This window comes from Streptomyces sp. GC420 (genome assembly GCF_009916105.1).
Lineage (GTDB): Bacteria > Actinomycetota > Actinomycetes > Streptomycetales > Streptomycetaceae > Streptomyces.
Genome location: NZ_JAAAXQ010000212.1, coordinates 1 through 14,182, shown reverse-complemented (window position 1 = coordinate 14,182; position 14,182 = coordinate 1). Strand labels below are relative to the sequence as shown.

The window sequence follows — 14,182 nt, the reverse complement described above, 5'->3', positions numbered from 1 at the left end:
GTTCGGCCGCCGCCCGCCCAACGAGGTCTCCGTCGTGGTGCCCGGTCTCCGGGCGGTCCTGGCCTCGGTCGTCGCGGGAGCGGGAGTGTCGGTGCTGCCCCGCTACCTGGCCGACCCCGCCCTCGCCGCCGCCGAGGAACAGCCCTCGTACCGGGCAGCGCGGCACGGGTGGGCCAGCGGGCCGGCGGGCCGGCGCGGCCCTTCGCGTACGACCCTCCGCCCGGCGTTGTGCCGGACACGGGAGTCGAGGTGCCGTGGCGGCCCCGCGCCGTCGGAGAGGCGTCGATGGCGCCGGGGGGCAGGGGGCCAAGGGCCGGGCGAGTCACTGGACCTGCGTCTCGTCGAGTCTCCTCGGGCAACGCCTGAGCCTCCCCTGCCGTGCCCGGCGGGTACGAGTCCGCGCGGTCACGCGCCCCGGCCGAGCGCGGCGCGGCCGGCCGGCGTACGGGCCCTCACCGCCTGACGGCCCGGCGGTGGTGGAGCGCGCCGTGCCGGGCCATGCGAGTTTCACCGATCCAGCTCGGGTGCCCACGCGTTCGTGGATGATATGGCCATGCCAACTGCGTGACCCCCCCACGCCGCGGTCAAGGAGGCCGGATTGAAGACGAGTTCGCGGATCCGCAGCGCGTCCCTCACCATCGGCAGCGCCATCGCGCTGGTCATCGCCTTTCCGGGCACCGCCCTCGCGGAACCGCCCAAGGCCCTGCCCGCCAACGCGGACGCGCTGGAGCAGACGTTCCAGCCCGGCTACGACTACGACAAGGACGGCTGCTACTCCACACCGGCCATCGGACCCGACGGAACGATCAACGGCGGCCTCAAGCCGAGCGGGGCCCTGAACGGCCAGTGCCGTGACTCCTGGGACCTGGACAACACCAACGGGTACTCCCGCTACAAGTGCAACAACGGCTGGTGCGCCATCATCTACGGGCTGTACTTCGAGAAGGACCAGGCCGTGGCCGGCAGCGGTCTCGGCGGACACCGCCACGACTGGGAGCACGTCGTGGTGTGGGTGCAGAACAACCAGGCCCAGTACGTGGCCACCTCGGCCCACGGCGACTTCGACATCTACAACCGCGACCAGATCCGCTGGGACGGGACACACCCCAAGATCGTCTACCACAAGGACGGCATCAGCACGCACTGCTTCCGCCCCGCCAACTCCAACGACGAACCTCCCGAGAACCACAAGGGCACATGGCAGTATCCCGCGCTGGTCGGCTGGAACGGTTACCCCGAGGGCCTGCGTGACCGGCTGACCCAGGCCGACTTCGGCAGTGCCCACTTCGGTCTCACCGACGGCAGCTTCACCTCGCACCTCGCCGAGGCCCGGCCGGCCGGGATCCCGTTCGACCCGTACGCCTGACGAGCGGAGCCGGCGACCGCGATCGCCGGCATGCGTTCCTTCTCCTGGCGGTCTTCTCGTGAGGATGACGAGAAGGCCGCCGTTTCGCGTCCAAGGACCCTGGACGGGCGGGTCTCTGACGAACGGGCCCGACTCCCCGGTCCACCGGCACCGCTCCGCCGGCCTCCGGCCGGCCGGCGCACCCGGTGCCGGATCCGGGCGGCCGGTGTTGTCAGTGGCCCTCGCTATGTTCTGACGTGTCCCGCCGTGCGGCGAGGAAATCCCCCTGGTGCATAGGAGATGGTGCTTTGTCGGACTGGGAGAAGTCGAGTACGGCGCGGGTGAACCCACCTGCGCGGCCGCGCAGGCTCGCCAAGGTCCCGTTCGTCGAACTGGCCGACGGGCGCCTGCAGGGCGTGGTGTCCAGTGGCTCGGACATCGGGCGGGTCTACGTCTCGTCGGTCGCCACCGCCACCTACGCGTTCGCGTGCAGCACCAACAACAACCGGCCCTGCGGGGGCGCCCGGGGTTCGTTCTGCAATCACATCCGGGCCCTGGTCGGCGAGGCGGTGCTGCAGTACGGCGCCGGGCGCGTCGCGCGCTACCTGCGCGTCGACACCGCGGACGGGGAGCCGGACGCGCAGAGCATCACCGCCGCCATGATCACCACCCGTCCGGCGCAGGCCGACACCAAGGCCGCCGCCCCCGTGTTCAGCCGGTTCCTGCGCCACCTGGCGTATCTCGAACTCGCCCCCACCACCGCGCCATTGCCGGAGATGCACTTCTTCCCGCCGACCAGGGCGGTGGCGTGATGCGCGTCGATACGCTGGCCGACACCGTCGACGGCCTCGACGAAGCCCTTGCGGCCGTCGACGCCTTCGACCGGGTTCTCGTCACCGGCCTGCTCCGCCCCCGGCCGTCCCAGGCCACCGGCCTGACGGAACTCGCGCACGCCGTCGCGGGCACACCACTGGCCTCCAGGGTCGCCGAAGCCGCCGAGAAGGCGGCAGCGGGAGCCGCGAGCGAGGACCACTTCGCCGCCCTCGGCGCCGCCCGCAGCGCGCTGCTCGGCTCCGTCCACGACGCGCTGATGACACGCGTCGACGAGGCGACGGGCCGGTCCCGTACCGAGGAGGAAGCCGCGGCGCCCGGCGAGCCGCACGCGGCGAACCTGCTCGCCGCCGCCCGCTCCTGGCTCTGCGACCTCGCCCGCGCCGGGTGGCAGGGCATCGACCACGAACTGGTCTCCGGGGCGGCGCAGATCGTCTCCGCGATGCTGCCCGAACCGGCCCTGCGCCGTCCGGCCACGATCCTGGACGGCTTCGCCGCCGAACTCGCGGCGTCCTGCCCCGGCGCGACCCTGGAGAGGGTGCCGGTACGCCGCTGGGCCGACCTGTGGTCGCGGGCGATGCTCCTGACACTGCCCGGCGCCGCCGGCACGCCCGCCACCGGTACCGCCACGGGCCGCCTGCTGCCCCTCGGTGTCGACGTGCACGAACACGCGACCGCCGCACAGGCCCAGGTCCACGCGGTGTTCGAGCCCGCCGACGGATCCGGGCCCCGCCTGGTCCGCGCCGCGGTCTCGGTGCCGAAGCCGGACACGGTCGTCCAGGCCGGCGTCTGGCAACTGCTCCGCCCCCACATGTCTCTGCTGGCCGCCCTCGGCGAAGGGCGCTCCATGGAACTCACCGGCATGCCGGTCACCGCCGACGGCGACCTGATCTGGAACGACGAGCACGCGCGCACGGGTGAGCCCGCCGACGCCTTCACCACCGCCCGCGTCGTTCTCCCCACGGCGGCCGAACCGGCGACCGCACCGCTGGACCGGCATCCGGCGCGCATCGCCGTCCCGGTGTTCCTGGAGGGCTACGCCGTCCAGGGCGGCGACGCCACGGCGTTCGCCTTCGCCGGACAGCGCCTCACCGTCGACACCGACCGCGTACCGGCCGCCGGTCCGCTCACCCCCGAGGCCGTCGCCGCGTCGACCGCGTGCATCGGGCTGCTGCGCTGGGACGCCGGGACCTTCCACGTCCAGCCGCTCGCCGTCGAGACCACCCTGCGGAAGAAGACGGTCGCCGTCCACGCCGGGGCGTGGGCCGGGGGTACCGCGGACAAGGCCGGCGCCAGGGCCGAGAAGGCCGCCACCGACGCCGTGGCATCGCTCCGCGAGCGCGCGGGAAGGCTGCTGCGGAAATGACCCAGCGGACGACCGGACACCACACCGGGGCGGACTCCGCCGACAACCGCCGCCAAGTGCTGTACTGGCGCCTCCTGGCCCGGCTCTTCGACCCGGAGGAGCAGGCGACACTGGAATCGGCCAGCCTGGCCGTCGTCGAGGACATCGGTCTGCCGCCGGCGCTGCTGGACCCGCAGGCCTCCGTCGACTCGATCGTGCAGCGCCATCCGGAACTGGCCGGCGAGTTCGAGGGCCTGATGGTGCCCGAGCCCGGGCCCGACGGCAGCAACGACGGTGGCGGCGACAGCGACGGTGGCGATGGCGGCCGACGCGGCCGGGCGGCCGAAGTGCGGCGCGCCGCACTGGTGTCGAAGGTGCTGCTCAATGTCTTCGCCCCCAGCTCCGGCACGGTCGGCGCCGGGCAACTGCAGCGCTGGCAGTCCGACGCGGAATGGCTGGAGCGGGCACTCGGCTGCAAGCCGGGCGAGCTGCGCGGCGGCCGTGCCACACCGGGTGCGGCGCCAGGCACGGCTCGGGGCGCGGCGGGCCCGGGCGTCAGCCCGACCGGCTCGGGCGGCCGCGCGGCGAGGCCCGACCTGAGCCGGCTGATCCCGGCGATCGGTCCGGAACTCGGCTCCATCGAGGCCGATCTGGTCAAGCGGATGCACCTGCGCGAGGTTCTGGCGGACCCGAAGCTGGCCGCACGTCTGACCCCGAGCTTGTCGCTGATCGAACAGCTGCTGCGCGACAAGAACAACCTCTCCGGAGTCGCCCTGGCCAACGCGAAGGCACTCATCCGCCGCTTCGTCGACGAGGTGGCGGAGGTGCTGCGCACCCAGGTGGCCAAGGCCACGGTCGGTGAGCTCGACCGCTCGGTGCCTCCCAAGCGGGTGTTCCGCAACCTGGACCTCGACCGCACCATCTGGAAGAACCTCACCAACTGGAGTCCGGAAGAGGAGCGGTTGTACGTCGACCGCCTCTACTACCGCCACACCGTGCGCAGGACGACGCCCTCGCGGCTGATCGTGGTCGTTGACCAGTCGGGCTCGATGGTGGACTCGATGGTCAACTGCACCATCCTGGCGTCGATCTTCGCCGGACTGCCCAAGGTGGACGTACACCTGATCGCGTACGACACCCAGGCACTCGACCTCACGCCCTGGGTGCACGATCCCTTCGAGACCCTGCTGCGCACCAGCCTCGGTGGCGGCACCGACGGCACGGTCGCCATGACGCTGGCCCAGCCCAAGATCGCCGAGCCTCGCAACACCGTCGTGGTGTGGATCTCCGACTTCTACGAATGGCGGACCGAGGCCCTGTTCGAGAGCATGGCGGCCCTTCACCGCTCCGGGGTCAAGTTCATCCCCGTCGGCTCGGTGACCAGTTCCGGCCGCGGCAGCGTCAACCCCTGGTTCCGGGAGCGCTTCAAGGACCTCGGTACGCCGGTGGTCTCCGGCCACATACGCAAGCTCGTCCACGAGCTCAAGACGTTTCTCGCTTAACCCTTATGGAAAGGCACTGTCATGTCCGACCTGTTGCGCGCCCCCGCCGAGATCAAGTACGCCGAGGAGCTGGACTGGCTGGAGTCGGTGGACGACGGCCCCAAGCCCTTCTCCTGGCGCCTGTCCCCCAAGATGGTCCGTCTGTTCGTCCTGGGCTCCGAGCGCGCCGACGGCCTGGACCGTGAGATCTCCCAGAAGTGGTTCGGCGACCGCAGTTTCGTCGAGCGTTCCATCGTCACGCTGGCCTCCGACCGGGGTCTGCTGCTGATCGGTGACCCCGGCACCGGAAAGAGCTGGCTTGCCGAGCTGCTGTCCGCGGCGATCTGCCGCAACTCCACCCTGGTGGTGCAGGGCACGGCAGGCACCACCGAGGACCACATCAAGTACTCCTGGAACGTGTCCATGGTGATCGCCAAGGGCCAGTCACGGGAGTCGATGATCCCCTCGCCGATCATGACCGCGATGGAATCCGGCGCGATCGGCCGCTTCGAGGAACTCACCCGTTCCACCAGTGACGTCCAGGACGCGCTGATCTCGATCCTGTCCGAGAAGTACATATCGGTCCCCGAACTGGACAGCGACAACATCGTCTTCGCCAAGCCGGGCTTCTCGGTCATCGCCACCGCCAACAGCCGCGACCGCGGCGTCAACGACCTCTCCTCGGCGCTCAAGCGCCGCTTCAACTTCGTACGCATCCCCGTGGTGACCAACAAGAAGAGCGAGGCGGAGATCGTCCGCTTCCGCACCGAGGAACTGCTGCGCCGCCACCGGATCGAGCTGGACGTGCCGCCCACGCTGCTGGACGTGCTGCTGCAGAGCTTCGCCGACCTGCGCGCCTCCGCTGCCGCCGCGGGCAGCGACGACGAGAAGCTCGAGTCCGCGCTGTCCACCGCCGAGCAGATCGGCGTACTGGAGGACGCCATCCTGCACAGCAACTTCTTCGGCGAGCGCGCGCTGACCGCCCACGCCCTCGCCTCCTCGCTCGTCGGATCGCTGGCACGGCGCGAGCCCGAGGACCTGGCCATCCTCAACAAGTACCTGCACGGCGTGGTCGAGCCGCGCAGCAAGGAGGAGGGCGGGTCCTGGCCGGAGTTCCTGGAGGGCGGCCGCGACGCGATCGCCACCCTGTCATGAGCGGCGCGCACGAGGGAACGTTCCAGGCGCTGCGCGCGCAACTGCGGGAAGCGGCAGCGGCGTTCGCCGACGGGCCCGACGCGTTGCAGGGCATCCTGCTCGGCCTCGTCGAGGACGTGGACCGGGCGGTGCGTGAACCGCTGGAGATCTTCCCGGTCTGCCACCACTCGCCGGCCTCGGCAATCGCGATGGCGCGGCGGCTGCGGGAGAAGCAGCCGAAGGTCGTGTACCTGGAAATGTGCGAGGACATGGCTCCGCTGCTGTCCGAACTGCGCAACTGCCGGCTTCCGGTGGCGGTGCAGGCCTTCGCGAGCGAGGTCGACGGCTTCCCGGCCGAATGGGCACCGCTGTCGGTCGTCGCCCCGATCACCGAGGCGTCGGCCGAGTACCAGGCGATCGCCTACGCCCTCGGCACGCCGGGCGTCGAACTCGTCCTCGTCGACCGTTCGTCGGACCACGTGTTCCAGTGGCAGGAGCGGGGCACGGGCCCAGCCGGGCCGGGCGCCGGCGCGGGAGGCGCGGACGCGCAGCCGGCCGAGGAGGAGGCCGCGCTGCACGGCGACGCGGTCGGCATGGAGATCGGCGACCTGCGTCCGCGCTTCGCCGAACTGGAGGAGCACCTGCTGCGGCACGGCCGGGTGCGGCACTGGTCGGAGTGGTGGCACCAGTACGTCGAACTGCCGCTGGGCGACAGCGACCACGACACCTACCGGCAGGTCATGTTCCTGATCGGCAGCCTGTTCCGGCGCCTGGCGCCCGGGGATCGGGACCGGGTGCGTGTGGACGAGAACCGCGAGCGCCACATGTGGACCAGGATGCGCGAGCACCTCGCCGCGACCGGCGCCGATCCCGCGGACTGCCTCTATGTGTGCGGCGCGTTCCACGCGGCCAGCCGCGTGCCAGAGTTCGGCGTCCACGGTGCCGGCACCTTCGGGATCAGCCCGCCCAGCGCCAGCAAGTGGCAGCACGGCCTGATCCCGTCCAGCCACGCCGCGATCGAGGCGCAGTTCGGCCTCGCCGCGGGCTCGGTGTCGATCGCCGCGACGCAGTGGGCGAAGAACGTCAGACGCACGCGGGTACAGCCGTTCCGCCTTGCGGGGCAGACGGGTGCGAAGACGGGCTCGAAGACGGCGGAGGCGGCGGACTCGGTTCGGACCTCGGCGCCGGCCGCCCTGGCACCGGGCGGTCCCGCGCCGGCCCCGCTCACACCGGACGGCGCCGCACCGGAGGCCACGCCCCCCGACAGGCTCTCCGGTTTCCTGCGGCGACCGCCCGTGCTCGACCGCCTGGACGAGGCCGAACTGCTGGGCTGGTCGGTGGAGATCGTGCGCGCCGCGCGCCGCAACGGCTACCTCGCCTCCACCGCCGACGCCATCGCGGTGTTCGAGACGTCGATCCTGCTGGCCGGGATGCGGGACCGTGCCAAGCCCACGCCGTACGACTTCCAGGACGCGGCGGTCACCTGCATCGAGAAGGACGCCGTACCGGGGCGCCGTGATGTGCGCCGCCTCGTGGAGATCATGATGGGCGGCGACCGGGTCGGCCGGGTCGGCTACGACGCGCTGCCGCCCCTGGCCCGCGACGTGCACGACCGGCTGGCGCCGCTGAACCTGAAGCTCCAGCAGCGCGGAGTGCAGAGGGCGTTGCTGGACGTCGTCGCCCGGCCGGAACTGGAGAAGTGCTCCGACGTGCTGTGGATGCTGCGCCGCCTGATGCCGCAGGGCGCCGCGCGGCCCATCATGGGCGAGCGGCGGCTCGGCGAGCGGCCCATCCAGGAGTCGTGGGACCTGGCACTGGGCACCCACCAGCGGGCACTGATCGAGCTCGGCTACGAGGGTGTCAGCATCGAGCAGGTCCTCGAGCAGCGGCTCCGGCGCACGGCGTACGACCCGCGGGCAACCGCGGCAACGGTCCTGGAGACCGTCGAGGACGCGACGCTGTACCTGCGCAGCCGCAGGCTCGCCGACGAGCTGGGCACACACGCCCTGGAGGTCCTGGCGGCCGAACGCACCGTCGACGGCGCGCCGGAGGTACTGCGCAGGGTGCGGCGGCTGCTGGCGCACTACCGGCCCAGCGAGCCGGTGCTGCCGCCGTGGATCGAGTCCTTCGTCAAGGCCGGGTACGCGCACTACTGCACGCTGCTGCCCACGGCGTTCACCGACGACGACGCGACCGTCCGCCAGGTCGCCGCGATGCTGGGCTTCCTCTTCGGCATGGAGGGCCTGGCGCTGTCGCTGGGCTGCGACCGCACTCAACTGGAGCTGGCGCTGGCGCAGTCCCATCCGCAGGAGCCGTCGAGGGTGGCGCTGCTGTGGGCGGCCGAGGTGCAGCTCGGCCGCCTCTCCCGTGCGGCCCTTCGGGAGCGGTGCGACGAGTTGCTGGGCAACCCCTTGGTGGTGCCGGCCTATCCGCGTTACCTCAGCGGATTCCTGCACGCGCTGGAGCCGGTGCCGCAGCTGGCCGACTTCGTCGTGGAGGCGGTGTCGAACGCGTTCGCGCGGCTGCCGGATCCGGTGCTGCTGCCGTGGCTGCCGAGCCTGATCAGCACGCTGCGGTCCGGGGGCGCGGAGCTGGCCCCGCTGCTGATCCGCGAGGCCGGGCGGATCTTCCCCGGCCGGCTCGCGGCACTGGACGAGTGGGTGCCGCCGTGGCTGGCACCCCGGGCCGAGCCGGGCGCGGTGCGTACGGCGACACTGTCCCCGGGCGGCGGCGGTGGTGTCGCGCTGCTGGCCGCCCACCCCGCCACGTGCGACGCGGTGGCGGATCTGCTTGGCTGCGACGGGACTTGGGAGACCGCGCCCCCCGGCCCACGGGGCGTCGCGCTGGCGGGCCGCCATCAGGACACGGCGGCGGCGCTCGATGTGCTGCTGGCCAGGACCTGACGTCTCGGTGTGTGCCCCCGCGGCCTGCCGGAGCAGGCCGCGGGGGCATCGCGCTGTGAACGTACGGACAGCCCTTGCGAACGCGGCTGTTTCCGGGGATGTGTGACGGGCCGTCATACCGTCGGACCCGCAGCGGGAATCGCGTGGTCTCGCTCCGTTCCGCGGCGGTGCGCAGCGGACCGGTGAACGCCGCGAACCCCTGCCGACAGCCGACTTGATCAGGACATACTTGGCGACCCCGGCTCACGGGCACCGTCGTCGTCCGCCCTCCACTGAGGCCAGTGATCGCTCCTGGAGACGCGCGGAACCCGCGGCGGCACGGCCCCGGCCAGAGGGCCGGCCTCCGCGGACCGGCACCCAGAATCAGCCACGGCACGTGTCGTTCCGCTCCCGGTGGCCAGTAATCTCGGCGACACCTGCCTGCCACCGCCCGACGGCGATTCCCGCCGGGGTGGCACCGTCCCGGCGCCGCGGTGGCTGTCACCGCGCGGCACGAGCAGGTCCAGCGGCGTGAACCGGCCATGCGCGTGAACCGGCCATGCGGGGGACGGTCCTGCCCGCGCGCCTCCTCCGGAGCCGTCCGGACGCGGTGCGACCACACAGCCCAGGGAGACCTTCCGGTGAACGACGCACAGCCGGGCCGCGCGGAACGCACACGTGGCCGCCGTCCCGGGCCGTTCACGTTGCTCGTCCTGCCGGGGCTGACCGCGGCGATGGGCTTCGCCGGGTTCCTGGCGGTGACGGGCGGTCTCTCCTCCGCCTGGCCGCAGAGCGCGGACGCCCGTTCCCCGGCCGCGGGCGGGTCGGCCGCGGACCGCGTTCACGAGTCCTATGTGCCATGGCTGCGCGAGGCGGCCAAGGCATGCACGCTGGTGAAGCCCTCGGTCCTCGCCGCGCAGGTCGACCGGCACTCCGGCTGGGACGCCGACACGGCCACGTTGTCTGGCGGCGCGGGAATCGCCGGATTCACGGACGCGCAGTGGCGGATCTGGGGCAAGGACGAGGACGGCAACGGCCGTTCCTCGCCCCGCGATCCGGTGGACGCCATCATGGCGCTCGGCCGGATGGACTGCGCCCTCGCCGAGGAGGTCACAGAGCTCAGGACCCGGGGAACCGTCACCGGAGACCTCGTCGACCTCACGCTCGCCGCCCACGCGGTCGGCACGAGATCCGTGGCCGCGGCGGGGCGCGTGCCCGCGAAGGCCCGGACGTATCTCGCCGAGGTCAAGGCGCTGTCGGCGCAGTACGAGACGTTCGACCGGGAGGAGTCCGCCGACTCCGGCGGCCGGGCCGCCAGCGCGGTGCTGGCGCCGCCCGTCACCACCCTCGTGATCAGCTCGCCGTTCGGCTCGCGCGAACACCCGCTCACGGGCGTGACCAAACTGCACACCGGCGTGGACTTCGCCGCGCCGCAGGGGGCGCCGGTGTCCGCCGCGCGGCAGGGCCGGGTCGTGTTCGCGGGAATGACCAGGGCCTACGGCAACCGCGTCGTGATCGACCACGGCACCATCGGGGGCAGACGGCTCGAGACGACGTACAGCCACCTGTCGTCACTGCGGACCAGCGCCGGCCAGACCGTCGAAGCCGGAACGGTCGTCGGTTTCGTCGGCTCGACCGGCCTCTCGACCGGCCCGCACCTCCACTTCGAGGTGATCACCGACGGGCGGTACACCGACCCTCAGCCATGGCTCGCCCTGAACCGCTGACGCGCGCCGCGCCGCCCAGCAGGGTGCTGACGGCCGATACGGGCGGTCGGTACGCCGTGTCCCCCCGGCAGCCGGCCCGGCACCGGGCACTTCACTGCCGTGGTTCCCGCAGAACGTTGGCGAGGACGGTGGCCACGGCCTTGTGGACCGGCGGGCCTCCGGCAGCGGCAGACCCCACACCCCGGCGCCCGGACGGGGAACCGGCCGGCCCGGTCCCGGACCTCCGCCCCGGTCCCCTGTCCAGTGCGCCCACGGCCCGGTGCCCGGCGCGGCCCGGGACGCTCAGGGCCGACGGCGATGCCGCCCGTCACCATCCGGTACGCACCGCCCGTTCCGTCGGCCAGAGGCACCGGCATGCAGAGGCACCGGCATTGAGTGGGGGCGGTCCCTCGACCGCCACCCAGGCCCCCGCCGCGGACGCGGGTGCTACTCCGACGTCAGCACCGCGGCCAGTGCCCGGAGATCGCGGGCCGTGTAGGCCGGAGGGAGCATCACGTCCGGGTACGCCGCCGCGTCCCGCCGCAGCCAGGCGCCCTCCAGCCCCGCGCGCTGCGCCCCGTCCACGTCCCAGGGATGCACGGCGACCAGCAGGGCCTGGCCCGGCCGTACGCCGGCGCGCTCGACGGCGTACCGGTACGCGGCAGGCGCGGGTTTCCAGCACCGTGGCCCGCTCACGTCCAGCAGCGCCTCGAAGCAGTCCAGGAGCCCGGCACGGCCGAGCAGCCGGCCCGTGAGGGCGGCGCTGCCGTTGGTCATGGTGACCAGCCGGAAGCCCGCCTCCCGAAGGGCCCGTACGGCGTCGGGCACGTCCGGGTGCACCTCCAGTTCGGCGAATCCCTCCAGCACGTGGCGTGCCGCTTCCTCCACGTCCCCGGACCGTCCGCCGGCCGTGGACAGCAACCCCCGGATCCCGTCGCGGGCGACGGCCGCGAAGTCCGCGTAGGCTCCCGCGGCGGTGAGGGCGAAGCCGTCGCGCAGTACGCCGGCGAACCAGAGGGGCATCAGATGGCCCGGAGCGCCGATCTGTTCGAAGCGGGTCCGCAGCGGACCCATGTCGCTGAGTGTCTCGTTGACGTCGAAGACAAGCAGCCGGGGTTCCTCTTCGGGCACGTCTCCTCCTCGGGGCGGCGGGGCGTACAGCGGAGTGCGCGCTGAAGCGCGTACCCCGGTGGACCGGTCCCGCACCCTTTGGCGGAAACGGTCAGGAGCCGGCCGCGCTCCGCCCCGCGTCCGGATCCCGTGGGGCGGCAGGCCCGGCCGGCCCTCCGTCCAGGCCGTGGGCGGGCGGCGAGGAGGGGCCGCCGGCCTCCGCGCGGACCGCGACCGCCGTGGCGGCGCAGCCAGCGCGACGGCACCGTCGAGCGGGCCGGGGCCCGGACCGCGTTCCGGCAGGAGTCACGCGGACAGCTTCAGGCGGCCGGAGCGCAGGGCCGCCACGACGCCGCCGTCGACGAGCAGGTCGGTGCCGGTGATGAACGTGGAGGCCGGACCGAGCAGGAAGGCCACCGCCTCGGCGATGTCCCCGGGCGTGCCCACCCGCCGCGCCGCCGAGGCCTCGATCATGGCACGCATCCCCTTCCCGCTCTCACCCTCCAGTTCCTGCTGTCCCATCGGAGTGGAGATGATGCCGGGGCTGACGGAGTTGATCCGCGCGCCGCGCTCGCCCCACGGCACGCTGGCCGCCTGGACGCGGAGGTGATTGGCGCGCTTCGACACGCCGTAGCTTCCGGCGCTTCCCGCCTCCGCCGTGAGGAACGGGAGTTGCAGGAGTTCGTCGGCGGGGGTGTGGGCCAGCGCCTGTTCCTGCGCGGCGTCGAGCACCGGCGCCGCCATGTGACCGGCCATGCTGGATATGACGACTCCCGCGCCGCCCGGGGCGATGACCCGCGCGAACTCCTCCAGGACCAGGGCCACGCCCAGAAGGTCGACGTTCAGGATCGCCAGGGCGGGCGCCTGCACCGGGGAGAGCCCGGCCGTGTGGACCACTTCGGTGACGCTGCCCAGTTCCGCCGCCGCGTCGGCGAGCGCGGCCACCGAGGCGCGGGAGGAGACGTCGACGGGGCGCGTGACGACGTCATGGCCCTCTCCCCGGAGTGTCTCGGCCGTGCCGTTCAGGAGGTCCTCGTTGAAGTCGGCGAGCAGGACACGCCTGCCCGGGCCCTGCCTGCGGGCAATGGCCTGGCCCATGCCGCCCACACCGATCACTACGACCACGTTCGCGCCCATGAGGGGCCCTCCCTTGAATTACATTACGTTTCGTTCCGTAACGGAGGCTACACCCGGGCCCGTAGGATGGCCGTCATGGGTGAGGAACGTCAGCGAGGACGACCCCGCAGCGCGGCCATGCATCAGGCGATCCTCGAAGCGGTGCGGGAGCTGCTCGTACGGGACGGATACGCCAGGCTGTCGATGGAGGGCGTCGCCGCGCGGGCGGGTGTGGGCAAGCCGACCCTGTACCGGCGCTGGCCCTCCAAGGGAGCGCTGGTGGCGGAGACCGTTCGCGAGAGTTTCCTGTCCGCCGCCCCCGGAGCCGGCGTGGTGCCGCTCGACACCGGCGATGTCGAGCAGGACCTGCGAAGCTGGCTCCGCCGCCAGGCGGTGTCGGCCGCGGACCCCGGGAACGCCTCCCTCATCCTTGCCCTGACCGCCGCGGCGGCGGAGAACCCGCACGACGCCGAGGACCTCTACCGCCGGCTCACGGGCCCGTGGTGCACGCCGCTCGTGCACCGGCTCCGGGCCGGCGTCGACGCCGGACAGCTGCGCCCCGACGCCGACCTGGAGGCCGTCGCGGACGCCCTGGTCGGCGCCCTGCTGTTCCAGCTGCTCACCGGCAGCGCCTCCGCCGCCGAACAGCGCGCCATCGGGCTCCTCGACGCCCTGCTGACGGGGCTGCGGTCCGCCTCGAAGGACACGGCCGCCCCGAAGAGCGGTGCGCCTGCCGGCCACGGCGCCCCCGCCTGAGGGATGTCACCGGGCCGGCGCACCTCGACGGCCGCCATCCGGACCTTCTCGACCGAGCGGACACACCCCAAAGCTGGAACGATGACCGACATACGCGTATTGCGCGTTCGGTGATTGCGTCCCTGCCGACGGCTGGACACAGCGAGGAGTGAACCTTCATGGCGGTGTGCGAGGTCTGCAACAACGATTACGAGCTGGCGTTCGAGGTACGGGCCGCCGGAGCGGTCCATGTATTCGACAGCCTGGAGTGCGCGGCCCAGCGGATGGCCCCGATCTGCGACAACTGTCAGTGCCGCATTCTCGGCCACGGGCTTCAGGCCGACGGTCAGTTCTTCTGCTGCGCGCACTGCGCCCGGCAGCGGGGGTACGCGCAGCTGGTCGATCACGTCTGAGACCCCGGCCGCGGCCGCGCCTCCGGCCCTCCGCCCTACGCCCTCCGCCGCTGCCTGCGCGGCGGGCCCGGTGCGGGGCGGAGG

General features: G+C 72.6%; 11 protein-coding genes. 9 read left to right on the top strand and 2 right to left on the bottom strand.

Features of this window, described 5'->3' with window-relative positions; all coding sequences use genetic code 11:
• Positions 1-598 precede the first annotated feature (598 nt).
• From GUY61_RS23740 to GUY61_RS23710, 7 genes are all read left to right on the top strand, one after another.
• Complete coding sequence (locus GUY61_RS23740) at positions 599-1,366, top strand: NPP1 family protein (protein ID WP_166632264.1); 768 nt, start codon at positions 599-601, stop codon at positions 1,364-1,366.
• Positions 1,367-1,653: 287 nt separating this feature from the next.
• Positions 1,654-2,157: a hypothetical protein gene (locus tag GUY61_RS23735; RefSeq protein ID WP_166632263.1), complete on the top strand. Its 504-nt coding sequence runs from the start codon at positions 1,654-1,656 to the stop codon at positions 2,155-2,157.
• Complete coding sequence (locus tag GUY61_RS23730) at positions 2,157-3,542, top strand: hypothetical protein (protein WP_166632262.1); 1,386 nt, start codon at positions 2,157-2,159, stop codon at positions 3,540-3,542. The genes GUY61_RS23735 and GUY61_RS23730 overlap by 1 nt, the downstream gene beginning before the upstream one ends.
• A complete protein-coding gene (locus GUY61_RS23725) occupies positions 3,539-5,023 on the top strand; it encodes a VWA domain-containing protein (RefSeq protein WP_166632261.1) in 1,485 nt (494 codons plus the stop codon). Before GUY61_RS23730 ends, GUY61_RS23725 begins: the two co-directional genes overlap by 4 nt.
• Positions 5,024-5,044: 21 nt before the next feature.
• Complete coding sequence (locus tag GUY61_RS23720; protein WP_166632260.1) at positions 5,045-6,157, top strand: AAA family ATPase; 1,113 nt, start codon at positions 5,045-5,047, stop codon at positions 6,155-6,157.
• Complete coding sequence (locus GUY61_RS23715) at positions 6,154-9,039, top strand: DUF5682 family protein (protein ID WP_166632259.1); 2,886 nt, start codon at positions 6,154-6,156, stop codon at positions 9,037-9,039. Before GUY61_RS23720 ends, GUY61_RS23715 begins: the two co-directional genes overlap by 4 nt.
• A 521-nt stretch (positions 9,040-9,560) precedes the next feature.
• Complete coding sequence (locus GUY61_RS23710) at positions 9,561-10,745, top strand: M23 family metallopeptidase (protein WP_166632266.1); 1,185 nt, start codon at positions 9,561-9,563, stop codon at positions 10,743-10,745.
• Between the two features lie 426 nt (positions 10,746-11,171).
• Here the strand turns inward: GUY61_RS23710 and GUY61_RS23705 are convergent, their stop codons facing one another.
• Both GUY61_RS23705 and GUY61_RS23700 read right to left on the bottom strand, forming a co-directional pair.
• A complete protein-coding gene (locus GUY61_RS23705) occupies positions 11,172-11,855 on the bottom strand; it encodes a haloacid dehalogenase type II (protein ID WP_313896825.1) in 684 nt (227 codons plus the stop codon).
• A gap of 285 nt (positions 11,856-12,140) precedes the next feature.
• Positions 12,141-12,971 (bottom strand): SDR family oxidoreductase, encoded by an 831-nt coding sequence (locus tag GUY61_RS23700; protein ID WP_166632258.1) that lies wholly within the window; start codon positions 12,969-12,971, stop codon positions 12,141-12,143.
• A 75-nt stretch (positions 12,972-13,046) separates the two neighbouring features.
• Between GUY61_RS23700 and GUY61_RS23695 the strand changes: the two genes are divergently transcribed.
• Together GUY61_RS23695 and GUY61_RS23690 are read left to right on the top strand one after the other, a co-directional pair.
• A complete protein-coding gene (locus tag GUY61_RS23695; RefSeq protein ID WP_166632257.1) occupies positions 13,047-13,706 on the top strand; it encodes a TetR/AcrR family transcriptional regulator in 660 nt (219 codons plus the stop codon).
• Positions 13,707-13,864: 158 nt separating this feature from the next.
• Complete coding sequence (locus tag GUY61_RS23690) at positions 13,865-14,098, top strand: hypothetical protein (protein ID WP_166632256.1); 234 nt, start codon at positions 13,865-13,867, stop codon at positions 14,096-14,098.
• Positions 14,099-14,182: the final 84 nt, after the last annotated feature.